This window comes from Glaciihabitans tibetensis (assembly GCF_003003265.1).
In the GTDB taxonomy this organism is placed as follows: Bacteria; Actinomycetota; Actinomycetes; order Actinomycetales; family Microbacteriaceae; genus Glaciihabitans; species Glaciihabitans tibetensis.
On the sequence record NZ_PVTL01000005.1, the window covers coordinates 261555 to 284393 of the forward strand.

Below are 22839 nucleotides of genomic sequence, written 5' to 3' on the forward strand. Positions count from 1 at the left end.
TCCGGCGTGGCCGCCGAGTTCAGCGTGGCCGCCGTCGCTCCGGGCGCCAACACCCACGAACTGACCACCTATGGCGTGGGTCCGTGGCCGGGGGAGCGACCGACGGAAGACCGGTACGATCCCGAGCTGCTCGAGCACGGCGACACCCGCAACGTCATCGACCGCTACCGGTACTGGACGATGACAGCCATCGTTGCCGATCTCGACGAGCATCGGCATCCGTTTTCCGTCGCGATCGAGAACTGGCAGCACGACATGAACATCGGGTCGATCGTGCGCACCGCCAACGCGTTCGCCGCCGACACCGTGCACATCATCGGGCGCAGGCGCTGGAACAAGCGCGGCGCCATGGTCACCGACCGGTACCAGCACGTGCTTCACCACGACACGGTCGCGACCTTCGCCGAGTGGGCTCGCGGGGAGAACATGCCGATCATCGCGATCGATAACGTACCCGGCAGCGTCATCATCGAGACCTTCAGCTTTCCGGAGCGCTGTGTTCTGCTGTTTGGGCAGGAGGGCCCCGGCCTTAGCCTGGAGGCGATCGCTGCCGCCGACGCCGTCGTCGAGATCAGCCAATTCGGCTCGACGCGCAGCATTAACGCCTCGGCAGCGGCGGCAGTGGCGATGCACAACTGGGTGACCCAGCACGTGAGCTTCCCGACATCCGCCTGACCTGCTTGGTGAACAGCGTGGCGACGTGCCTGCTGTGTGCTGTGTGCACGGCGAGCTGCGTAGCGACCTGCCTGGTGTTCTGCTTGGTGGGTTAGCGTTGCAGCATGACATCGAACCTGCTCGGCCTTCCTGAAACCCGCCTCGCCGAAGAGCCCGACGTGCTCGCCTCCCTCGCCAACACCGAGATGGAGCACTCGGACGTTGTCATCGCCCACCCCACGTCTTCGCTGGCCTGGGCCCTGCTCGCGGATGACGCGTTCGCCGCCGGCAAGACCCTCGAGTCCTACGCTTTCGCGCGGGTCGGCTACCACCGCGGTCTCGACGCGCTCCGCAAGGGTGGCTGGAAGGGCCAGGGTCCCGTGCCGTGGTCGCACGAACCGAACCGTGGAGTACTTCGTGCGCTCTACGCGCTGCGCCGCGCGGCCGACGCGATCGGCGAGGAGGGCGAAGTGGAGCGGCTGGACGCGTTCCTGCTCGATGCCGACCCGACCGTGGTGCGCGCCATCGAGGCTGAGGAAGACGCCAAGCGCTTTCCCGAGTAAAGGTTGAGGCGGAGGTTGCGCGGTCGTCGCGCGGTCGTTGCGCGGGCGTTGCGCGGTCGTCGAGCCGCCGGTGCGGTGAAGTGCCAGGTCTAGTCGCTGTTGTGGCCATCCGGCGCGGCTCCCGCGGTGAAGTGACCCGTTTGGTCGTAATTTGTTCATCAGATGCGACTAGACGGGACACTTCGCCTGCCCGCTCGACCAAACGGGACACTTCAGTCTCGCCCGGTCGACTAGACGAGACACTTCAGTCTCGCCCGGTCGACCAAACGGGACACCTCGGCCGCAATGGTGCCTCAGGGCCGGAGGTTGCAACCCGACTGCCCGGTCAGCGATGGGCGCCGGGCACCGACTACCCGATCAGCGACGGTTGCAGGTCGCGCAGAGTGCGGAAATGCGTCATCCGCGTCGTCCCGATCATGGCGAACAACAGTGCGCCGACCAGCCAGGCGAGCAGCATGAGGATGTCGGACAGCGCTGAGTCCAGGTTGCCCCCGTACATGATCTGCCGCATCGCATCGACGGCCGCGCTCATCGGCAGCACGTGGTGCAGCGCGGCGAGCGGCGCGGGAAGCGTCTGCCAGGGGAAGGTGCCACCGGCGGTCACCAGCTGCAGCACCATCAGCACCAGCCCGAGGAACTGTCCGACGCTGCCCAGCCACAGGTTGAGCGCCAGGATGATTGCCGCGAAGGTCAGGGACGCGAGCAGCATCACGCCGTACACGCCCACCGGGTTGCTCATGTCGAACTTGAGCGCGAAAGCGAGCACGGCGAATAGCCCGGCCATCTGCACCGCTCCCAGGATGCCGGGGGTGAGCCAGCCAGCCAGCGTGATGCGAATCGGCGAGTGCAGGGCCGTGATTGCCCGGCGCGATACCGGCTTCACGATCAGGAACAGCGCGTAGATGCCGATCCATCCCGCGAGGCTCGCGAAGAACGGGGCGAGGCCGGCGCCGTAGGTTCCCGCTGCGGTCACCGCGGTGTTCTTCACGTCCACCGGGTCGGCGATCGTGTCGGCCTGCAGCGCGCGCGAGGCCTCGGTCGACTCCGGGATCGCGCTTACCCCGTCGGTCAGCCCCGAGCCGAGGGTGCTGATTCCGTCGCGAAGGTCATTCAAACCCGATGACAGGGTGGATGCCCCGGCCGCCAGTTCACCCGCCCCCGCCGCAGCGCTCTGGCTGCCGCTAGCCACGGTCGCCGCCCCCGATGCGAGGGTGCCAGCACCGGATGCGAGAGTGGAGCTCCCCGACGCGACACTCTGCGCTCCGGTAGCGACGCTCGCGCTTCCGGTAGCCAGGGCCGCGCTGCCACTGGCGAGCTGGCTGCTTCCCGCCGACAGCGTGTTGAGCTCATCCGTCGCGGAGTGGATGGACGCGTTGCCCGCCCGCAGCTGCGAGTCGAGCGCGTCAAGCTGCGCCGTGACTCCAGCGACCGTCGCGGCGTCGAGGCCAGACGAGTCGAGGATGGCGAGGATCTCTGCCCGGGCCGCGGGCAGGTCGGCGATGGCATCATCTGCCGCGGTCGCGACTTCGGTGCCGATGGCCGCGATCTGGGCGTTGCCGTCGGCGACGTGTTGGGCGCCTTCGGCGAGGGCCGCTGCGTTGGTGGCGACGCTGGTGCTGCCGGTGGCGACGCTCTGGGCCCCGGAGGCCAGCGTGGTTGCACCGGTGGCGAGGCTGGCAGCGCCATCCGCGACGCTCTGCGTTCCGGTGGCGAGTTCGTTCGCGCCCGACGACAGGGTCGCGGCCCCGGTGGCGAGGCTCGCTGCGCCGTCCGTCGCGGTGGTTGCTCCGGCGAGGAGATCGGCCGCGCCATCTGCCGCGGTGACGAGCTTCGCCCGAATATCGGAGAGCCCGACCAGAAACTTGTCCGCGGCCTGCCGATTGACGCGCTCGACGATCGAGGTGCGGAGCGTCTTCACCGCCTGTTCGCCGATGGTGGTCGACAGGTAGCTGTTCGCGTCGTTGGTGGTGAGGATGACCTCCGCCTGGTGGGGAGTGTCTTCCGAGGCGGAGCTGAGCGCCTCCGAAAAGTCAGCGGGGAGAGTGACGCTGAAGTCGTAGGTGGAATCGTCCACTCCCGCCGCGGCATCCGCTTCAGAGACGAGGGACCAGTCGAACGTGCCGTCCTCGAGAAGATCGTCGGCGACGTCATCCCCGTAATTGGTGGTCACGCCGTCGACGCTCGCGCCCGTGTCGCTCACAACGAGGGCGACGGGCACCTGGTCGAGTCGGGAATACGGGTCCTGGTTGGCCCAGAGGTAGAGGCCTCCGTAGAGGATCGGTACGGCGGTGAGCGCGATGAGGGCGATGACGGCGAGACGGGTCGCGGTCAGCCGCCGGAACTCTGCGGCGATCATCTGGGGGATCTTCACGATTGCTTCTCTTCTATTGCTGCTGTTGCGAATGCTGCTGCTGTTGCGAATGCGTGACCCACGATGACGAGCACCGCGAGGTCGCGTTCGGCGAGTTCTCGCGCGAGTTCTGCCCAGTCGTCTGGGGTACCGCCGTGCCGGTCGGGGGATGTCAGCACCACACCGCGCACGCCGGGCCGCAGCAGCGCGAGCTCGGCCAGAACCCTGATCCGCACCGCCGGCGGCAGGTCGCCCATCGCGTGCTTGGCATGGTCGTCAAAGCCGAGGGTGCGGAGCGTTCGCATCACCGCCCACGGGGAGGCGGGCAGGCCCGCAAACATGAGTTCCTCCGCGGTGACCCCGGCGAGCGTGATCTCGGCCGATGGCTCGGACACGGTCGGGGCATCCACCAAGGCAATGGCGGTTCGAATCGTGCCGTACGCGACCGCGCCATCGACGCGAACGCTGCCGGAGTCTGGGCGCATGCGGCCGGAGGCGACGAGGCCGAGCACGGTCGGGCGTCCCGCGGTTTCCACCCCCACGACGGTGGCGGTGCCGGTTTCGAAAGCCAGACTCAGCTCCGGCAGGGCATCGCCCTTTGAGACGTTTTCTAGCGCGATCCTCACGGGGTGCGGTCCATTTCTGTGATTGTCTGTTCGCTCTCGCGCCAGGAAAGCCCGGCCATGGCAAGGCCGGCCTGCATGACCAGGCGCGCGCCGTCGTCGCGGCCGAGGGGGGTGCGGTTCGCCTCGTCGAGCACCGCGAGTGCGGAGCCCTCGATGAGTCGCGACAGCAGTTCGGGGGAGATGTCCTGGCGCAGCTCGCCCGCGGCAATGCCGCGCTTCACGATGGTCAGCAACAGCCTGCGCAGCGGCGCGAGCGCCTCGGCCACGATGGGAGCAAACGGGCCGCGCACGGCAAAGCGCGCCATAACGCGCACATGCTCGACCTCACCCCAGAGGCGTGACCCGATGCGGGCGATGCTCATCCGGCTGTTGCCACAGTCGACGGCGGTGATGGAGAGGGTGATGCGGGATGCCCCGCGCCACAGCAGCGCGATGATCAGGTCTTCGCGGGTACTGAAATGCCCGTACAACGCGCGCCGGGTGAGATGAGCCTCTGCGGCAATCGACTGCAGGCTGGCGTCGGGGTCACGGTTGAGTGCAACGGCTGCGGCCTCCAGGATCGCGGTGCGGTTGTGCTCGGCGTCCGCGCGGCGGGCTCGGGCCGGAGGGCGAGCGGAAGAAAGTGTGGGTGTCACCGGCCCCACTCTAATATCTTGCACACCGATGTGCAAGATAACTGTTGAGTGCTCGTCGAAACCGCCCAGCTTCAGTCGAAGTAGAATGGGGTGTAATCCCCACCCAATCGAAGGGATCCCCCTTGCCAGCTGTAGTAATCATTGGCGCCCAGTGGGGCGACGAGGGTAAAGGCAAAGCGACCGACCTGCTCGGAAGCCGCATCGACTACGTCGTCAAATTCAACGGCGGCAACAACGCCGGCCACACCGTGGTCATCGGCAACGAGAAGTACGCGTTGCACCTGTTGCCCTCCGGAATCCTCACGGACGGTGTCATTCCCGTCATCGCCAACGGCGTTGTCATCGACATCCAGGTTCTGTTTGAAGAACTCGACGCACTGATTGCCCGTGGGGTGGATGTCTCGAAGCTGCTGGTTTCTGCCAACGCCCACGTGATCACGCAGTACCACCGCACGCTCGACAAGGTCACCGAGCGCTTCCTCGGCAAGCGCCAGATCGGCACCACCGGACGCGGCATCGGCCCGTCCTACGCCGACAAGATCAACCGCGTGGGCATCCGCATCCAGGACCTGTTCGACGAGAACATCCTGCGCCAGAAGGTGGAGGGTGCGCTGCACCAGAAGAACCACCTGCTGGTCAAGATCTACAACCGGCGCGCGATCTCGGTCGACGAGATCGTGGAAGACCTGCTGAGCTACGCCGAGCGTCTGCGTCCGCTGGTCGCCGACACCGGGCTGCTGCTCAACCAGGCGCTCGACGCGGGCAAGACCGTATTGTTCGAGGGCGGCCAGGCGACCATGCTCGACGTCGACCACGGCACCTACCCCTTTGTCACCTCGTCCAACTCGACTTCCGGTGGCGCCGCCACCGGTTCGGGTGTCGCACCCAACCGTATCGAGCGCGTGATCGGCATCGTCAAGGCCTACACAACACGCGTGGGCGCCGGTCCCTTCCCGACCGAACTCGACGACGAGTGGGGCGAGTACCTGCGCTCGCAGGGCCACGAATACGGCACCACGACCGGTCGCCCGCGCCGCACCGGCTGGTACGACGCTCCGATCGCGCGCTACTCCGCCCGGGTCAACGGCGTCACCGACTTTGTGATGACCAAGCTCGACGTGTTGTCCGGACTCGAGAAGATTCCCGTGTGCGTCGCGTACGACGTCGACGGTGTTCGGGTCGAAGAGGTTCCGGTGTCGCAGTCGGACTTCCACCACGCGGTTCCGATCTATGAAGAGTTCCCCGGCTGGTCGGAAGACATCACCGGAGCGCGTTCCTTCGAAGACCTTCCGAAGAACGCCCAGGACTACGTGCTCGCGATTGAGGCCATGAGCGGCGCCCGCATCTCGGCCATCGGCGTTGGACCCGGTCGCGACGAGATCGTCGTTCGCCACGACCTGCTCGGCTAGGTCCGCAAGGACGCTCGTGTAGTAAATCCAGGACCGGTGTCGGTTCGTCCTCGAGGCGAACCGACACCGGTCTTTTGTGCGTCGTCCTCGTTCTTCTACTTTTTCTCATGTCCTCGGGCATGAAAGAGCACTCACCGTTACCGTTTCGAAACTCTCTGTTCACTACATGGCAATTTGCCCCGCGTTAGATAGGAAAGTCATATGTGACGCGTCTTTCTGTGCGCGCGCCAACTACCCGGGGGAATACCTTGACTTCAACGTGGAATCGATCGAAAGTCGGCATTGCCGGTTTTCTGGGACTGGCACTAGCGGCGGCGCCGCTGGTGGCCCTGCCCGCCTCAGCAAACACAGCGGGCACCGGGGTCGTGATCAACGAGGCCTACCTCAACGGCGGAAGCGCTGGCGCGACCTACCTCAACAAGTTTGTTGAGCTCTATAACCCGACGACTGCGGCAATCGACCTGAGCGGGATGTCGTTGCAGTACCGTCCGGCGACGCGGACCGACGACCCGTCGGGAGTTGTCGCCCTCACCGGCACCATTCCGGCCGGCGGCTACTACCTGATCAAGGGTTCGTCCAACGCCGCGAACGGCGCAACTCTGCCGACCGAGGACGCCACGTTCGGCCCCTCGTTCGCTGCAGGCGGCGGAACGATCTTCCTCGCTGCACAGACAACCGCTCTGACCGCGCCGGCCACCGGTTCGCTCGTGGGCAACCCCGCGATCGTGGACCTTCTGGGTTACGGAACTTCTAACACCTTCGAGGGCACGGCTGCGACCGCAGCATCCGTCACCTCTTCGCTTAATCGTGCAGCCGCCGTCGACACAGACGTCAACTCCGCTGACTTCACCACGATGGCACCGACTCCTCAGGGGTCCACCGGTAGCACCCCGACCCCCGCTCCCACCGGGACGCCGACCGCAACCCCGACGGTAACGCCGACCGGCACGCCGACGGCTACCCCCACGGTGACGCCGACGCCCGGCGCGGTGGTTCCGATCAACGCGATTCAGGGCACCACTGACACCAGCCCGCTGGCCGGCCAGACCGTCACTACTCGCGGTGTAGTCACCGCGAAGTACGCGACCGGTGGTTACAACGGTTACTACATTCAGACTCCCGGAACGGGCGGCGCGATTGACCTCGCCACCCACGTTTCGTCTGACGCCGTGTTCGTCTTCTCGGCCGCGACTGTTGCCGCAGTCACGGCCGGAAGCTACATCGAGGTGACGGGCCGCGTTTCTGAGTACACCAGCAACGCCACGACCTATCCCTCCACCTTGACGCAGCTCGCCGTCACGGACACAGCAGCGGTCACCGTGCTGTCCGAGTCGGTCGTCGCTCCGACTCCGGCTAACGTCGCCTACCCCAGCGTCACCGCTCAGCGCGAGTCGCTCGAGGGAATGCTGCTGGCTCCGACCGGACGCTTCACCGTCACCGACACCTACGGCACAAACGCTTACGGTTCGGTCCAGATCGTTCAGGGCGACTCGCCGTTGAAGACGCCGACCGCCGTAGTCGAACCAGGAAGCGCAGAATACCGCGCGATGGTCGCGGACAACGAGAACCGAATCATCAGCCTCGATGACGGTTCCAGCGGAAACTACACGACGAACGCCGCGATCAAGGGCACTCCTCTTCCCTACGTCTCCACGACGAGCCCCGTTCGCGTGGGTGCGGCCGTGTCGTTCACCTCCCCGGTGATCCTCGACTACCGCTATGGAGCGTGGAGCTTCCAGCCGCTGAGCCAGTTGACCGGGGCCAACGCGGCGACCGTTCAGCCTGCGACCTTCGCCAACACCCGCACCGCCACGCCCGACGATGTCGGCGGGGACGCGACGCTGGCCTCGTTCAACGTGCTGAACTACTTCTCCACCACAGGTGACGAGCTCACCGGCTGCAGGTACTACGAGGACCGCGCGGGTAACAAGGTCACGGTTAGAGATAGCTGTGCCGTTCGCGGTGCCGCCGAAGAAGAGGACTTCCAGCGCCAGCAGGCGAAGATTGTTGCCGCGATCAACGCTCTCGGTGCTGACGTCGTCTCGCTCGAAGAGATCGAGAACTCGGCAGCCCTCGGCAAGACTGACCGCGACGAAGCACTCAAGACGCTGACCGCCGCGCTCAACGCAGCCGCCGGCGCGGGAACCTGGTCGTACGTCCGCTCTCCCGCAGTTGTGGGCCAGCAGGAGGACGTCATCCGCACGGCCTTCATCTACAAGCCTGCGGTTGTCGAAACCGTCGGTGCTTCGGTCATCAAGAACGACCCCGCCTTCACCGGCACTGCACGCCAGCCGCTCGCCCAGGCGTTCAAGCTGGTCGGCGGCGGCGACGACACCGCGTTCCTCGCGATCGTCAATCACTTCAAGTCGAAGAGCACGGGCCCGGCCGGAAACACCGACATCGACACGGGCGACGGGCAGGGCGCATACAACCGGGCTCGCGTCGCGCAGGCGAAGGTCCTCGTTGACTTTGCCGCAGAGATGAAGACCAGCTCCGGCATCGACCGCGTGTTCCTGACCGGTGACTTCAACGCCTACCTCAAGGAAGACCCGATCGACGTGCTCACCGCCGCCGGCTATGTCAGCCTGGGGAGCACCACCGGCGAGGAGACCTACTCCTTCGGCGGTGCAATCGGCTCGCTCGACCACATCTTCGCTTCCGCGGAAGCGGTTGAGTCGGTCAACGACGTCGACATCTGGAACATCAACTCGGTCGAGTCGATCGCGCTGGAGTACAGCCGTCACAACTACAACGTCACCAACTTCTACGAGCCCAACGCGTTCCGATCCTCGGACCACGACCCGGCGCTCGTAGGACTGAACCTGATTCCGCAGCCGGTCGACATCAACCTGCTCAACATCAACGACTTCCACGGTCGTATTGACGCCAACACCGTTCAGTTCGCGGGAACCGTTGAGCGTTTGCGCGCCGAAGCTGGCGAAGAGAACACGCTGTTCCTCTCCGCCGGTGACAACATCGGAGCCTCCCTGTTCGCCTCGTCCTCGCAGAGGGACGAGCCGACCATCGATGTGCTCAACACGCTCGACCTGGTCACCTCCGCAGTCGGAAACCACGAATTCGACCAGGGCTTCAGCGACCTGACCGGCCGAGTCAATGCATCCGCCGACTTCTCCTACCTCGGTGCAAACGTGTACCTCAAGGGCACAACCACTCCCGCACTTCAGGAGTACGACGTCTTTGAGGTGGATGGCGTTCGCGTCGCAGTAATCGGAGCGGTTACCGAGGAGACGCCGACCCTGGTGTCGCCCGCGGGCGTTGCTACCCTCGACTTCGGAGACCCGGTCGCGGCCGTCAACCGAGTTGCTGCTCGTCTTGTTGCGGGCGACCTCGCCGACGTGATCGTCGCTGAGTACCACGAGGGTGCTGGCGCGGGAACGCCCGACGGAGCGACCTTGGAAGAAGAGATCGCCCTGACCGATTCCGCGTTCTCTGCCATCGTCACCAACACCACGGCAGAGGTAGACGCGATCTTCACCGGTCACACTCACAAGCAGTACGCGTGGGAAGCACAGATTCCTAACGCCCCGGCCGGCGAGACCCGTCCTGTTCTGCAGACGGGTAGCTATGGCGAGTACATCGGCCAGATCGAGCTCAAGTTCGACGTCACGACGGGCGAGGTCATTGCCTCCGATGCTCGCAACGTCGCGCGCCCGGTGATTGTCAACACACCCACCGACAAGGCGCTCGACAGGGCGGATGCTGTACTCGTACAAAAGTACCCGCGCGTTGCCGAGGTCAAGACGATCGTTGATGCTGCGCTCGCACAGGCAGCGATCCAGGGCAACGTACCGGTTGGCGCTGTTACCAAAGACATCACCCGAGCGTCCACCGACGCGACAAAGGTTGTTGAGGACCGTGCGAGCGAGTCCACTCTGGGCAACCTGATCGCGGATTCCCTGCTGAGCAGCCTCAGTGACCCGGACGTTGGCGGTGCCGAGATCGGCGTTGTGAACCCCGGTGGAATTCGCGCCGACTTGCTCTACGCGGGTTCGGCGGCGGGCGAAGGCAATGGTGTAGTTACCTACGCCGAAGCCAACGCGGTGCTGCCGTTTGTGAACAACCTCTGGACGACCACCCTCACCGGTGCGCAGTTCAAGACCGTTCTCGAGCAGCAGTGGCAGCGAAACCCTGACGGCAGTGTTCCGTCACGTCCGTTCCTCAACCTGGGACTCTCGGATAACGTCAGCTACACCTACGACGCCGCGCGCGCCGAGGGCGACCGAGTTACGTCGATCTCCATTGACGGAGCGCCGATTGTGCTGACTCGCGACTACCGAGTTGGATCGTTCAACTTCCTTCTCCAGGGCGGCGACAACTTCCGTGAGTTCGCCAAGGGCACGGACACACGCGACTCGGGTCTGGTTGACCGCGACGCATGGGTCTCCTACCTCCAGGAGAACAGCCCGATTGCACCGTCGTACGATCGTCGTGCCGTTGCGGTAACCGGTCTTCCGACCGGCGTTCTCGAAGCAGGAACGTCTGCTTCGGTGACACTGTCGAAGCTGAACCTGACCTCGTTGGGTAGCCCGGTCAACACCGAGGTCACCGCGTCGTTCGAGGGCAGTTCCGCTGCCGCAGTCACGGCCCCGGTTGCTTCCGGTGCCGCGACGGTCTCCTTCACGGTTCCGTCCGACATCGGTGGAAACGTAACGCTGGTGATCACGGCGAAGGAATCGGGCACCGTGGTGCGCGTCCCGCTCACACTCGCAGCGATCGTGCCCGACCCGGAGCCGACCCCCGGCCCGACGCCGGCTCCGACTCCGGCTCCGACCCCGGACCCGACTCCGGCTCCGACCCCGGACCCGACTCCGGCTCCAACCCCGGACCCGACTCCGGCTCCGACCCCGGACCCGACTCCTACCCCGGAGCCGACCCCCGAGGTTCCCGGCTCGGACGGCGGTAGCGGAAACGGTATGCCGGCGAACGCTCCGGTTGCCGCTGGCGCGGCGAGCCTCACTCCTGAGCTCGAGGATGACATCACGGTGAGCGATGACACTGTTGTCGCTGGCCAGACGGTCACCTTGAACGTGGGAACGCAGTTCGCTGGACAGTTCGTGTCCGTCTCGCTGTACTCCGCCGCCGGTGTCACCACCAGTGCATGGCTGCTGGTTGCCGCTGACGGCACCGTGTCCTACAAGCTTCCCGCGAACCTGGTTGCGGGCGAGTACCGCCTTGCAGTGCAGGATGCTTCGGGAGCAGTGATCGGATGGACCGACATCACGGCCACGGGAACGGGCGCGGCTGCGACCAAGCCCGGCTCGGGATCGCTCGCCTCGACGGGTGTAGACGCCTCGCCAGCCCTGCTGGTGGCGCTGCTGCTGATGTCGCTCGGTGCGGCGCTCGCGGTGACCCGTCGCCGTCGTAGTTCGGCAATGTTGGAAGGCTAGCTGCAGGAAAGCTGGGGATAGCTAGAGATAGCTAGGAGCCACTTGGCTCACCACCCAGCTCGTTGAATAGCCCAAGCGCCGCTCGGTGCCGGACTTCTCTCCTCGGAGGAAGGCTGGCCCGGGCGGCGCTTTGGTATACCCGCCAGGCGGTGCTCGGGTCTACCCGCACAGCGCCGCTCTGGTCTGCCCACCGGGCCGGGATGTCGACGGTTCCCTACAACGTTGTAATATGGCGCCATGCAGCACCGCCGACGCAGCCACTGAGGTCCGCGCCGCGCCAGATGAGGAGAGAGCATGGCCGCAACGCTTCACGATGTCGCGAGGGTTGCGGATGTCTCCATCAAAACGGTCTCGAACGTCATCAACGACTACCCCCATATCCGGCCGGCGACCAAACAACGGGTGCTCGACGCGATCGAGCAGCTCGGTTATACGCCGAACTTGTCCGCGCGCAGCCTCCGGTCGGGACGCACGGGTGTCATCGGACTGGCGCTGCCTGAGCTGTCACTCAGCTACTTCGCGGAGCTTGCCGATTCCGTGATCAAGGCGGCCGATCGCCGCGGTGTGACCGTGCTCATCGAGCAGACCGGGGGTGACCGGCGACGCGAGATCGAGCTGCTGTCGAGCCCCCGGCGCCAGCTTACGGACGGGCTGTTGTTCAGCCCGCTCGGCATGGACAACGCTGATGGAGGCCTGTTGGATGTCGGGTACCCGCTCGTTCTGCTCGGGGAGCGCATCTTCGACGGCCCGACCGATCACGTGACCATGGAGAACGTTGAGGCGGCGCGGGCGGCGACGGAGCATCTGTTGGCGAGCGGTCGAACCAGAATCGCGGTGGTCGGCGCTCACGAGGGGGAGATCATCGGTTCAGCCGGGCTGCGTCTCCGCGGGTACCGCGAAGCCCTGGACGCCGCGGGGGTGCCCTTTGACCCGGCCCTGCTGGCGTACACAACGACCTGGCACCGGTCGAATGGGGCCACGGCAATGCGCGAGTTCCTGGCCAGCGGCGTGCAGTTCGATGCCGTGTTCGCTCTCAATGACACCCTCGCGCTTGGTGCGATGCGGGTTCTCCAGGAGGCCGGATATCGCATTCCCGGCGATGTCGCGGTGATCGGGTTCGACAACCTGGACGAAACGCAATACTCCCTTCCGACCCTGACGACGATTGACCCCGGCAGGGACGAAATTGCAGATACGGCGGTGCGCGTTTTGCTCGAGCGCATCGCGGGCAACACTGGGGCGACGGCGCCGCGTGAGATCCACGCGCGGTTTCGGGTCGTCGAACGGGAGTCGACGTCGCCAGAGGCTGCCCAGCCCGACATCCGCCGGTAAATGCAATCGGGTCATGAAATTGATTCAGGTCACAGTGACGGTATCAATGTGACGATCTTGCTTGACAGGTGGTGACTTTTCTCAGAACATTACTTTTACAACGTTTACCTACAACGTTGTAAATCAGAACTGAACACGAATCAACGGGGATTCGAGCTGGCGTAGTTGCCCTACGTCCCAGTCGAGTCCTCTCCGCAGTAGCCATCCCCGCACTCGGTACGGGAGGACCGCGCACGCTCGCGCCGGCCCCTCGCGCCACGATGACAACGGTGTCCCATCACCGCGAGAGGTAGCAATCGACATGAAATCCCCCCTTCTGGCAACACTCGGCCTCGTAGCCGGGTCTGCCCTGATCCTTACGGGCTGCTCGTCCGGATCCGGAACCGCCTCAGCCGGCGGCGACGACTCGTGCACCAACACGATTGTCAACGAAGACGCCGCACAGGTCACCGTCTGGGCCTGGTATCCCGCCTTCGAAGCGGTCGTCGACAACTTCAACAACACCCACGACGACGTCCAGGTGTGCTGGACCAACGCCGGGCAGGGCAACGACGAATACACAAAGTTCTCGACCGCCATCGAGTCGGGGTCTGGTGCGCCGGACGTCATCCAGCTCGAATCAGAGGTGCTCGCCAGCTTCACCATTCGTGATGCGCTCGTTGACCTCACGGAGTACGGCGCCAACGACGTGAAGGCGAACTTCACCGAGGGCTCCTGGCAGGATGCGTCGAGCGGCGACGCCGTGTACGCCATTCCCGTTGACGGTGGCCCGATGGGCATGCTCTACCGCCAGGACCTGTTCGAGGCGGCGGGGATCACCACGGTCCCGACGACCTGGGACGAGTTCGCGGTCGCGGCGCAGCAGCTGAAGGATTCGGGCTCAGGCGGCGTTCTCGCCAACTTCCCCACCAACGGACGAGCCTTCAACCAGGCTCTGTTCGCCCAGACCGGTTCGGTGCCGTTTGTCTATGACGCCACCAAGCCGACCGACATCAGCATCGAGGTCAACGACGATGGGTCGAAGAAGGTGCTGAGCTACTGGAACGACCTGGTCACCAAGGACCTTGTCACCACGGACGATGCGTTCACCGCGGACTACAACACCAGCCTGGTCGATGGCACCTACGCGGTATACCTCGCGGCGGCGTGGGGACCCGGTTACCTCCAGGGCCTGTCTGATGCCGACCCCGATGCGGTCTGGCGCGCGGCGCCGCTTCCCCAGTGGGATGCGACCAACCCCGTCCAGGTCAACTGGGGAGGCTCCACCTTCGCCGTGACCGAGCAGGCTGAGGACAAGGCCAATGCCGCGACCGTCGCCAAGGACATCTTCGGTACCGACGAGGCCTGGAAGATCGGTGTCGAGCAAAGCGCGCTCTTCCCGTCGTACCTGCCGATGCTTGAATCGGAGTACTTCGCCAACCTGGAGTACCCGTTCTTCGGCGGACAGCAGATCAACAAGGAAGTCTTCCTCGACGCCGCTGCCGGGTACGAGGGCGCAACCTTCAGTCCGTTCCAGAACTACGCGTATGACCAGCTCACCGAAGAGTTGTACGCGATGGTCCAGGGAGAAAAGGATGGCGACCAGGCCCTCGACGATCTACAGGACTCCCTCACCACCTACGCGACCGAGCAGGGCTTCACGGTAAGCGACTAGCAACTCGCGACCAGCAACTCGCAACCAGCAACTCGCAACCAGCGACTCGCTGCTAGCAAGAAGCACAGCAGAACCCATCGGCCGGCTCGCCCAGAGCGCGGCGGGCCGGCCGATACCCCGCGTGAGATTCGAGGAAGAAACTTATGGCAATCCTGACTGCACCAGCAGAAACGCCCGTCCCCGCCGGGAGACCCACCAAACGGCGGCCCGTAAAACGCAAGACCGGCATCGATGTGATGGACCGGCGCCGGCAGCGCTGGGGTTGGCTGTTCGTCGGACCATTCGCCCTCGTCTTTGTGGGGTTTCTGATAGTCCCCCTGATTTACGCCTTCTGGATGAGCCTTCAGACGAGCACGCTCGCCGCAGGCACCCAGTTCACCTGGTTCGGCAACTACGCCCGGGCGTTCACCGATCCGATCTTCCTGGAGGGTCTCGGTCGCGTCGGTCGCTTCGCTATCGTCATGATCCCGGCCCAGATCATCGTTGCTACGCTGGCCGCGCTCGTGCTCGACAACCTGACCACGGCCCTGTCGAAGTTCTCGCGGCTGATGATCTTCGTGCCCTACGCGGTTCCCGGCGTCATCGGGGCGCTCATGTGGGGCTTCCTTTACAGCCCCCGTTTCGGCCCGGCTACTGACCTCTTCGCACTTTTCGGCGCGGCGGCACCCAGCTTCCTCGACCAGGACAGCATCTTCGGCAGCCTCGTCAACATCGTCACCTGGCAGTGGGCGGGCTACTACATGATCATCATCTACGCCGCGCTTCGGGGCATCGACACCTCGATCTACGAGGCCGCGCGACTGGACGGTGCGAACGGGAGGCAGATCGCGCTGCGGGTGAAGCTCCCCATGATCTCGTCTTCCATGGTCATGGTGCTGATCTTCTCGCTCATCGGAACCCTGCAGTTCTTCACGGAACCGCAGGTGCTGCGGGCCGTCGCGCAGGGCGCAATACCCGTGTCGTACACACCCAATATGTATGCGTACTCGCTGGCCTTCTCCTATAGCCAGTTCAACTACGCCTCGGCGATCTCGTTCGCTCTCGGCATCGTTGTCTTCATCGGTTCGTACCTCTTCCTCTTCCTCACCCGCAAGCAGAACGGACTGAAGTAATGGCGCTCCTGCAGACCCCTCCCACCTCGACGCGAACGAGCTCGGAGGAGAAGCGGGATGCGCGTAGACGAGAGTCGACCCGCTCCGGTGGACGCCGTATTGGCTCCCACATCTTCCTGCTCATCCTCGTCGTCTACTTCCTGACGCCGCTGTGGTGGCTCATTGTCGCCAGCACCAAGGACACCGCCGGCCTGTTTACCGGCAGCGGCGGAGCCCTCTGGTTCGACAGCGAGTTCCATCTGTTCTCGAACATCGCGGAACTGTTCGAGCGCCAGGACGGCATCTACTGGCGCTGGCTCGGAAACTCGTTCCTCTACGCGTTCGCGGGCGGCATCGGAGCGACCGTGCTCGCGGTGCTTGCCGGATACGGATTCGCGAAGTACCGCTTCCGCGGCCGCAGCGCGTTCTTCTCGCTGCTACTCGGGGCCGTGATGGTGCCGCTCACCGCGCTGGTCATCCCAACCTTCGTGCTCATGAGCAACATCGGCCTGGTCAACACCATGTGGGCGGTCATCCTGCCGTCGCTGCTCAGCCCGTTTGGGGTGTACCTGATGCGGGTGTCGACCCAGGACGCCGTGCCGGACGAGCTGCTCGACGCGGCACGGGTCGACGGCGCCGGCGAACTGCGCACCTTCTTCCAGGTGGCCCTGCCGCTGCTGCGGCCCGCCATCGTCACGGTCCTTCTCGTGTCGATCGTGGCGACCTGGAACAACTTCTTCCTCCCCCTCGCGGTTCTCAGCGACCCGAACCTGCTGCCGGTGACGGTGGGGCTGAACAACTGGCAGGCCCTGTCCAATGCCGGGGCCGGCGGAGAACAGATGTGGAACCTCGTCACCACGGGCGCTTTTGTCTCCATCCTCCCGCTTGTGGTCTCCTTCCTCGCTCTTCAGAAGTACTGGCAGGGCGGTCTGTCGCTCGGCGCGCTGAAGTAGCTGGCCGGAGTAGCTGCGCTGCAGCATCCGCCTCATATATCGCCCTCGGGCACGATCGATCACCGTCTATTCAGAAAGAGAACCATGTCCACTGCACGCCTCACCGTCGACCCCCATTTCACGGTCGGAACGGTCAATCGCCGCCTCTTCGGATCCTTTGTTGAACATCTCGGGCGCTGCGTCTATGACGGGATCTTCGAGCCGGGGCATCCCACCGCCGACGCCGAGGGGTTTCGTGAAGACGTGATCGAGCTCGTCAAGGAACTCGGGGTGTCCGCCATTCGCTACCCCGGTGGCAACTTCGTGTCGGGATTTCGTTGGGAAGACAGCGTTGGGCCGGCAGAGGACCGGCCGCGTCGCCTCGACCTTGCCTGGCACTCCACCGAAACCAACCAGGTCGGCCTGCACGAGTTCTCGTCCTGGCTCGACAAGGTCGACAGCGAACTGATGATGGCGGTCAACCTCGGCACTCGTGGCACCCTCGAGGCACTCGACCTCCTCGAGTACTCGAACATTGCGGGCGACACAGCCCTGGCGCAGCGCCGGATCGCCAACGGCAAGACGGACGCGTTCGGTATCACGATGTGGTGCCTCGGCAACGAGATGGATGGCCCGTGGCAGCTCGGACACCGCTCTGCCGACGACTACGGCAAGATCGCCGCGCAGACGGCAAGTGCGATGCGTCAGCTGGACCCGTCGATCGAGCTCGTCGTCTGCGGATCCTCCAGCGCCCAGATGCCGACATTCGGGGAGTGGGAGCGCGTTGTGCTCACCCACACGTACGACGCCGTGGACTACATCTCCTGCCACGCGTACTACGAGGAGGTCGACGGGGATCTCGGAAGCTTCCTGGCATCCGCCGTCAACATGGACCACTTCATCGAATCCGTCGTCGCGACAGCCGACCACGTCAAGGCCGTGAAGGGCAGCGACAAGTCGATCAACATCTCGTTCGACGAGTGGAACGTCTGGTATCTCAAACGATTCGAGAACGTCGACAAGATCACCGGACTCGACAACTGGCCCGTCGCGCCGCGCCTCCTCGAGGACATCTACTCCGTCGCCGATGCCGTTGTCTTCGGAAGCCTGATGATTTCGCTGCTGAAGCACGCCGACCGGGTGACCAGCGCGTCGCTCGCCCAGCTGGTGAACGTCATCGCGCCGATCATGACTGAGCCCGGCGGAATCGCCTGGAAGCAGACCACGTTCTTCCCGTTCGCGCTCACGTCGAGGCTGGCAACCGGGTCGGCGCTCAACGTCAAACTGGAGGTGGGCAACTACGACACCAAGGCCTACGGCTCGGTTCCGCTGGTTGACGCCGTCGCGACCCACGACGCCGAGACCGGCCGAAGTGCGGTCTTCCTGGTGAACCGCTCGACGACGGACGAGGTGCAGGTCACGGTGGATGTCTCCGCGCTCGGCGAGGTTCGCGTGCTTGAGGCGCAGACTCTGTCTGACGCCGACGTGTATGCCAAGAACACGCTGGAGGACCCCGAGCGGGTTGGGCTGAGCGACAATGACACCGTTTCCATCGCTGATGGCGCGCTGACGCTCGTGCTTCCGCCGGTGTCGTGGACTGCTGTGGCGCTCGCGGTCTAGCTCGCCGTGGAGGAGTGAGTGGTGCGGCCTGACTGTGAGACCGACTAGAAGATAGTGAAGTCGTCGGGGAGCGCGTCGCGGCCGGTGAGGGCAAACAGCAACTCCTCTGCCCGGCCGCGCTGCGCCGCGACGCCGGCGGCGAGCACGGTGGCGCCGGTCAGGGCCGCGGGCGGAATCGCGATGGGGATGCCGGTGCAGTGCGCGAGGTCGAGCCCATGCACGACGAGCTCAAACTCGCGGGTGCGCAGGTACTCGGCCAGAGGGATTGCCAGGCTGCCGATCGCGACCGTGCGGTCGGCCGGTTGCTCCGCGAGGAGGGTGCGGACGCGGGACAGGGATTCTGCGATGCGCGCGGCCGCGGCATCCCCCAGCTCCCATCCGGCCGCCCGGCCCCGTGCCGCGACGGCTGCGTTGTCGGTGTGCCCGTCGAACACGCGAAGGTAGTACTGCTCGGCGCTGGGCACGGTCACGGTGGCGGGGGCGTCGTCGGTGAGGTAGAGCTCCAACGTGCTGATGGCACGGGAGGTGTGGCCGACGAGATCGCGCACCGACCACTCGCCGAGGCCCGGCAGATCCCACTGGTCCGGCTCGATACGCCGAACGAGATCCAGGAAGGCGTTCGCTGTGTCGCCAAAAGAGTCGGCCTGCATCATGCCTCCATGGTGCCACCGCGGGCGGGCGTGGCAGCGGGATGCGGCAGAATATTTCTATGACCGCCCAGCGACCAGATCCCGTTGTCTTGCCCGGCCGTTTCATCCAGCTGGTTCCGTTGACGCACGCACACCTGCCCGAGCTGTTCAACGCGATCGGGCACGAGATTGTGTTCGCCAGCGGCTACGGCGGCGGCCCGGCCGGCTACCGCGGAACGCTCGCCGGATTTGTGCCGTGGGCAGTGGAGTACCTGCCGTGGGGCACGGGCAACGTCTTCGGGGTGCGTATCAGCGGCGGACCGCACGACGGTCAGTTGGTGGGAACCACGACGCTCGGTGACTTTGACGAGGCGCTCGAACATACGCACATCGGGTGGACCGCCTACGATCCGCGGGTCTGGGGCACCCAGGTGAACCCGGAGGCAAAGCTGTTGTTGCTCGGGCACGCCTTTGATTCGGGGTTTGGCCGGGTCAAATTTCAAGCGGATGCCGTCAACGAGCGGTCCCGTGCGGCTATCACCGGTATCGGCGCCACTTTTGAGGGCATCGCGCGACGCGACAAGCCCCGGGCAGACGGGACGTGGCGCGACACCGCGGTCTTTTCGGTCATCCGTGACGACTGGAGCCGGGTGCACTCGATCCTGACCGAGCGGTTGGCGCCGTTTGAGGACCGTCCCGTGTTGTTCCGTACGCCGCCGAGCCTGCCGAACGAGTCCCGCTCAGTGCCGAACCCGTCCCGCTCAGTGGTGCCCGGGTTCGGGCGACAGGCCGAGAGTGGTTAGGGTCGACGTATGGAACTGACCGATGGCCCCCTCGACGCCGAGTCCCAGGAGTTGCTCGAAGAACTCCTGTCGATCCGGGAGAGCATCGACAACATTGATGCGGCGCTGGTGCACCTGCTCGCCGAGCGATTCAAGTTCACCCAGAAGGTCGGCCGTCTCAAGGCCGCCGGGGGCCTTCCGGCCTCCGACCCGGAGCGCGAACGCGTGCAGATTGCGCGGCTGCGAGGACTCGCGGGCGAGTCCCACCTCGACCCTGCCTTCGCCGAAAAGTTCCTGAACTTCATCGTGGCCGAGGTAATCCACCACCACACGGAGATCGCGAACTCGGGCAGCGTCTCGGTGCCGTCCCCCGCGCCTGCCCCTGCGTCCGCGCCCGACGCTGAAGCGTCAGGCCGCTAGCAGCCAGACGATGCCGTAGACGACTCCGGTCGCTATTGCGCCGGTGGCGATAACCATCGCACCGATCAGCAGCCTGCCGCGGCGTCGTGCTTTTTTGCGCGCGACGAGCTGGATCTCCTCCGGCGCTGCGGGCAGGGTCGCGCGCGGGAGTGATGAGGCGAGGTCGACGCGCGCGATTGGCGCACGGGTGGGGACGGAACGGATGCCGTAGGTGTCCGGCGGCGCGCCCGGTCCCGCGGCGGCGGCGGATGCCGCACGGGGACCGCTGGCCCGGCGTCCGCGCAACACGGTCTCGTGCAGGTCATCGTCGTCCGGCTCGTCTTCGTCTGCGGGATGCCGCGCAGAGAGCTGCGTGTCGTCGTCCACGGGATGCCGCGCAGAGAGCCGCGTGTCTTCATTCGCGGTGTCGCGGGTAGAGATCACCGTTTCTTCGTCCGGCGCGGTCTCGTCGTCGGGCCCGGGGCTATTTGACACTGGAGCGACCCCGTCTGCCGGGAACTTCTGCCGTGTCATCCAGCCTCGTATCGGTTGTTGCGGTGTCGGAATCGACGAACGACCCCGTCGATGGCTCATCGGTGGGTGCCGCGCCGCCCGTGATGACGTCGACAACGATGAGCGAGACATTGTCGCGTCCGCCATTTTCGAGGGCCCGGGCCAGCAGGAGGTCGACGGTCTGTTCGGTGCCGCCGCCGAGGGTGAGCCCGGCGAGGATCGCCTCGTCGACGAGTTCGCCCGTGAGCCCGTCTGAGCAGACGAGCAAACGGTCGCCGGAGACCACCGGCACCAGCCAGTAGTCTGCCGGGCTGTCTGCGGCACCCACCGCGCGGGTGATGACGTTGCGCTTGGCGAACGTGGCCACTTCGTCCGTGCGAAGTTTGCCCTGGCTGACCAACTGCTGGGCGAGGGAATGGTCGATTGTCAATTGGGCGAGGTTGTTTCCGCGCATCTGGTAGACCCGCGAATCACCGACGTTGACAACGAGCCACTGCAGCACGGCGTCGTGGCGGATCAGGACGGCGCCGGTGAGGGTGCTGCCCGCGCCACGCTGTGTGCCGTCCGCGATGTGGCGCACCGCGGCGTGGGCGCGATCCACCGCGGCGGTGACGTCGGCGAGGACCAGTTCCCGGCCGGCGAGCCCCAGGAACTCCTGCACGACGGCCGCGCTTGCCCGGTCACCCGCCTCGTGACCGCCCATTCCGTCCGCGACGATGAAGACCGGGTCACGTGCGAGGAGCGAGTCTTCGTTGACGGCACGTTTGCGCCCGACATCGGTGCGCGCGGCATGCCGGAGCGCTACAACCGTTTCTGGCGCGGGCGGCCCACCGCCGTGTTCCATCAGTGGTTCCCGGGGTAGAGTCGCGCGGGAAGTTCGCCGAGCAGGAAACGGTCGGTGAGATCCTGCCGCGAACCGGATTCGATCTCGCGTTCTTCGCCCGATGGGGTGATCAACAGAACGCCATTCGTTGAACCGAGATCGGTCACACTCCAGCGGCCCGCGGCGAATTCCACGCGGGCGTGCGACTTCGAGACGGTCTTACGTACGTCGCGCACCGAGACCAGCTGGGCGTCGGGATACGCCGGGTCGGCAGCGGGATTCCGCCCCAGGATCACCACCGGGCTGAGGATCGAGATGCGGTGTGTTCCGTCGGTTTCGAGGGTCCACGGAGCGAATCGGCGACCGGAGATGACGGTCGCCTCTTCCTCGGGGTTGTCTGGTTCGTTGTCGTCGTAGGGCTTCGCGGCTTCGTCGTCGAGGTCGCGCGGGCCGTGTTCGTCGTGCGTGTCGTCCCCGTCGGGTTTGACGGAAATGGCGGATGCTGCGGGGGCGACCATCGCGGGTATCTCGATGCGCTCGCCCGGGCGGGCCGTCGTGCCGGGTCGATCCGCTGCCGAGGACAGATCGTTGGCGGGCGGGCTCCACGCCGCTGCTCCCTCCGCCGTCGGGGCCGCAATCGGTGCGGACGCGACACGGCCGGACGAGGAGGCGGCGGTGGTCGGCGCGGCCCAGACCGGCGGTGGCGGCGGCGCCGACCACATGGATGCGGCTGTCGGGGCCGCTGCGGGGGCCGCTAGCGGGGCTGCCGCGGGGGCTGCGAACGGGTGAGTTCCGGGTGTACCCGTCGCGGTGCCTGGGCTACCGAACGGGGGTAGTCCCGTCGCGGCACCGGGCGCACCGAAGGGTGGTGCCGCGGGGGCTGCGAAGGGCGGCGGGGGACCGGCGGGAGCCGGTGCCGCGCTGGCGGGCGACCCCGGCAGAGAGGCGACCGGCGGGGTGCCAATCGGGGGCTGCTGCTGGGGCGCGAGGGCGGAGAAAGCGGCATAGTGGGGCGGCACGGCAACGGGCTCGTCGTCGCCGTCTGCGACCGGGGTGGCCGACGAGAAACCCAACACACAGGCCCAGACGACGAACAGGAACACGGCCAACACGGTGAGACCGGCGCCCTTGCCCATGCGTCGGTTGATTGTGTGGATCGCCAGATAATAGAAGACCAGCCCGACGACATTTGCCCCCGGAATGAACAGCGCGATCGTCCACAGGGCGGATTTTCCGCCGAGGCGGAAGATCACAATGCTGTTGAGCACCGGAACCCACGCCTTCCAGCCCTCCTCGCCCAGTTTCGTGAAAACCTTGCCGAGGGCGATTGAGGTCAGCGCGTAGAGTCCCACGCTGAGCACCAGCGCGAGTACTGCGGCAATGATCAATATGGGTAGCTGGTCATCGGTCATATTCTGT

General features: G+C 65.6%; 18 protein-coding genes. 11 read left to right on the plus strand and 7 right to left on the minus strand.

Annotated features, from left to right (window positions below):
• Nucleotides 1-6 precede the first annotated feature (6 nt).
• Nucleotides 7-675 carry a TrmH family RNA methyltransferase gene (locus tag B0I08_RS11065; RefSeq protein WP_425432997.1) on the plus strand — a complete coding sequence of 223 codons (669 nt, stop codon included), beginning with the start codon at nt 7-9 and terminating at the stop codon, nt 673-675.
• A gap of 104 nt (nt 676-779) precedes the next feature.
• Nucleotides 780-1217 (plus strand): DUF3151 domain-containing protein, encoded by a 438-nt coding sequence (locus B0I08_RS11070; RefSeq protein ID WP_106212775.1) that lies wholly within the window; start codon nt 780-782, stop codon nt 1215-1217.
• Nucleotides 1218-1566: 349 nt separating this feature from the next.
• Here the strand turns inward: B0I08_RS11070 and B0I08_RS11075 are convergent, their stop codons facing one another.
• From B0I08_RS11075 to B0I08_RS11085, 3 genes are read right to left on the minus strand one after another with little or no spacing between them, the layout of a single operon-like run.
• Nucleotides 1567-3588 carry a YhgE/Pip family protein gene (locus B0I08_RS11075; RefSeq protein ID WP_106212777.1) on the minus strand — a complete coding sequence of 674 codons (2022 nt, stop codon included), beginning with the start codon at nt 3586-3588 and terminating at the stop codon, nt 1567-1569.
• A complete protein-coding gene (locus B0I08_RS11080) occupies nt 3585-4193 on the minus strand; it encodes a P-loop NTPase family protein (RefSeq protein WP_106212779.1) in 609 nt (202 codons plus the stop codon). Before B0I08_RS11080 ends, B0I08_RS11075 begins: the two co-directional genes overlap by 4 nt.
• The gene (locus B0I08_RS11085) at nt 4190-4828 is read right to left on the minus strand and encodes a TetR/AcrR family transcriptional regulator (RefSeq protein ID WP_106212781.1); all 639 of its coding nucleotides are present in this window, start codon (nt 4826-4828) and stop codon (nt 4190-4192) included. Before B0I08_RS11085 ends, B0I08_RS11080 begins: the two co-directional genes overlap by 4 nt.
• Before the next feature lie 122 nt (nt 4829-4950).
• Here B0I08_RS11085 and B0I08_RS11090 point away from each other — a divergent pair, with 122 nt between their 5' ends.
• From B0I08_RS11090 to arfA, 7 genes are all read left to right on the plus strand, one after another.
• The gene (locus B0I08_RS11090) at nt 4951-6237 is read left to right on the plus strand and encodes an adenylosuccinate synthase (RefSeq protein ID WP_106212783.1); all 1287 of its coding nucleotides are present in this window, start codon (nt 4951-4953) and stop codon (nt 6235-6237) included.
• Between the two features lie 248 nt (nt 6238-6485).
• On the plus strand, nt 6486-11645 hold the full coding sequence (locus tag B0I08_RS11095; protein ID WP_106212785.1) for an ExeM/NucH family extracellular endonuclease: 5160 nt from the start codon (nt 6486-6488) through the stop codon (nt 11643-11645).
• 294 nt (nt 11646-11939) lie between these two features.
• Entirely contained in the window at nt 11940-12977 is a 1038-nt protein-coding gene (locus tag B0I08_RS11100; RefSeq protein WP_106212787.1) for a LacI family DNA-binding transcriptional regulator, read from the plus strand.
• Between the two features lie 301 nt (nt 12978-13278).
• Nucleotides 13279-14631, plus strand: coding sequence for an ABC transporter substrate-binding protein (locus B0I08_RS11105; protein WP_106212789.1), 1353 nt, complete (start codon nt 13279-13281; stop codon nt 14629-14631).
• 143 nt (nt 14632-14774) lie between these two features.
• Nucleotides 14775-15743, plus strand: coding sequence for a carbohydrate ABC transporter permease (locus tag B0I08_RS11110; protein ID WP_245884757.1), 969 nt, complete (start codon nt 14775-14777; stop codon nt 15741-15743).
• On the plus strand, nt 15743-16675 hold the full coding sequence (locus B0I08_RS11115; RefSeq protein WP_106212791.1) for a carbohydrate ABC transporter permease: 933 nt from the start codon (nt 15743-15745) through the stop codon (nt 16673-16675). Before B0I08_RS11110 ends, B0I08_RS11115 begins: the two co-directional genes overlap by 1 nt.
• An 84-nt stretch (nt 16676-16759) precedes the next feature.
• A complete protein-coding gene (gene arfA, locus B0I08_RS11120; RefSeq protein ID WP_106212793.1) occupies nt 16760-18274 on the plus strand; it encodes an arabinosylfuranosidase ArfA in 1515 nt (504 codons plus the stop codon).
• 44 nt (nt 18275-18318) lie between these two features.
• Here the strand turns inward: arfA and B0I08_RS11125 are convergent, their stop codons facing one another.
• Entirely contained in the window at nt 18319-18927 is a 609-nt protein-coding gene (locus B0I08_RS11125) for a maleylpyruvate isomerase family mycothiol-dependent enzyme (protein WP_106212795.1), read from the minus strand.
• A 56-nt stretch (nt 18928-18983) separates the two neighbouring features.
• On the opposite strand from B0I08_RS11125, the gene B0I08_RS11130 reads away from it, so the two are divergent.
• Both B0I08_RS11130 and B0I08_RS11135 read left to right on the plus strand, forming a co-directional pair.
• Nucleotides 18984-19706, plus strand: a complete 723-nt coding sequence (locus B0I08_RS11130) for a GNAT family N-acetyltransferase (RefSeq protein WP_106212797.1) — start codon at nt 18984-18986, stop codon at nt 19704-19706.
• A 9-nt stretch (nt 19707-19715) separates the two neighbouring features.
• On the plus strand, nt 19716-20105 hold the full coding sequence (locus B0I08_RS11135) for a chorismate mutase (RefSeq protein WP_106212799.1): 390 nt from the start codon (nt 19716-19718) through the stop codon (nt 20103-20105).
• On the opposite strand, the gene B0I08_RS11140 is transcribed toward B0I08_RS11135, so the two are convergent.
• Genes B0I08_RS11140 through B0I08_RS11150 form a run of 3 tightly spaced genes read right to left on the minus strand, consistent with a single transcriptional unit; the run spans nt 20094 to nt 22832 of the window.
• Complete coding sequence (locus B0I08_RS11140; protein ID WP_106212801.1) at nt 20094-20579, minus strand: hypothetical protein; 486 nt, start codon at nt 20577-20579, stop codon at nt 20094-20096. The two genes, B0I08_RS11135 and B0I08_RS11140, sit on opposite strands and share 12 nt — an antisense overlap.
• Nucleotides 20569-21441: a PP2C family protein-serine/threonine phosphatase gene (locus B0I08_RS11145; RefSeq protein WP_106212803.1), complete on the minus strand. Its 873-nt coding sequence runs from the start codon at nt 21439-21441 to the stop codon at nt 20569-20571. The genes B0I08_RS11140 and B0I08_RS11145 overlap by 11 nt, the downstream gene beginning before the upstream one ends.
• On the minus strand, nt 21441-22832 hold the full coding sequence (locus B0I08_RS11150) for a DUF5684 domain-containing protein (RefSeq protein ID WP_106212805.1): 1392 nt from the start codon (nt 22830-22832) through the stop codon (nt 21441-21443). The genes B0I08_RS11145 and B0I08_RS11150 overlap by 1 nt, the downstream gene beginning before the upstream one ends.
• Between the last annotated feature and the right edge of the window lie 7 nt (nt 22833-22839).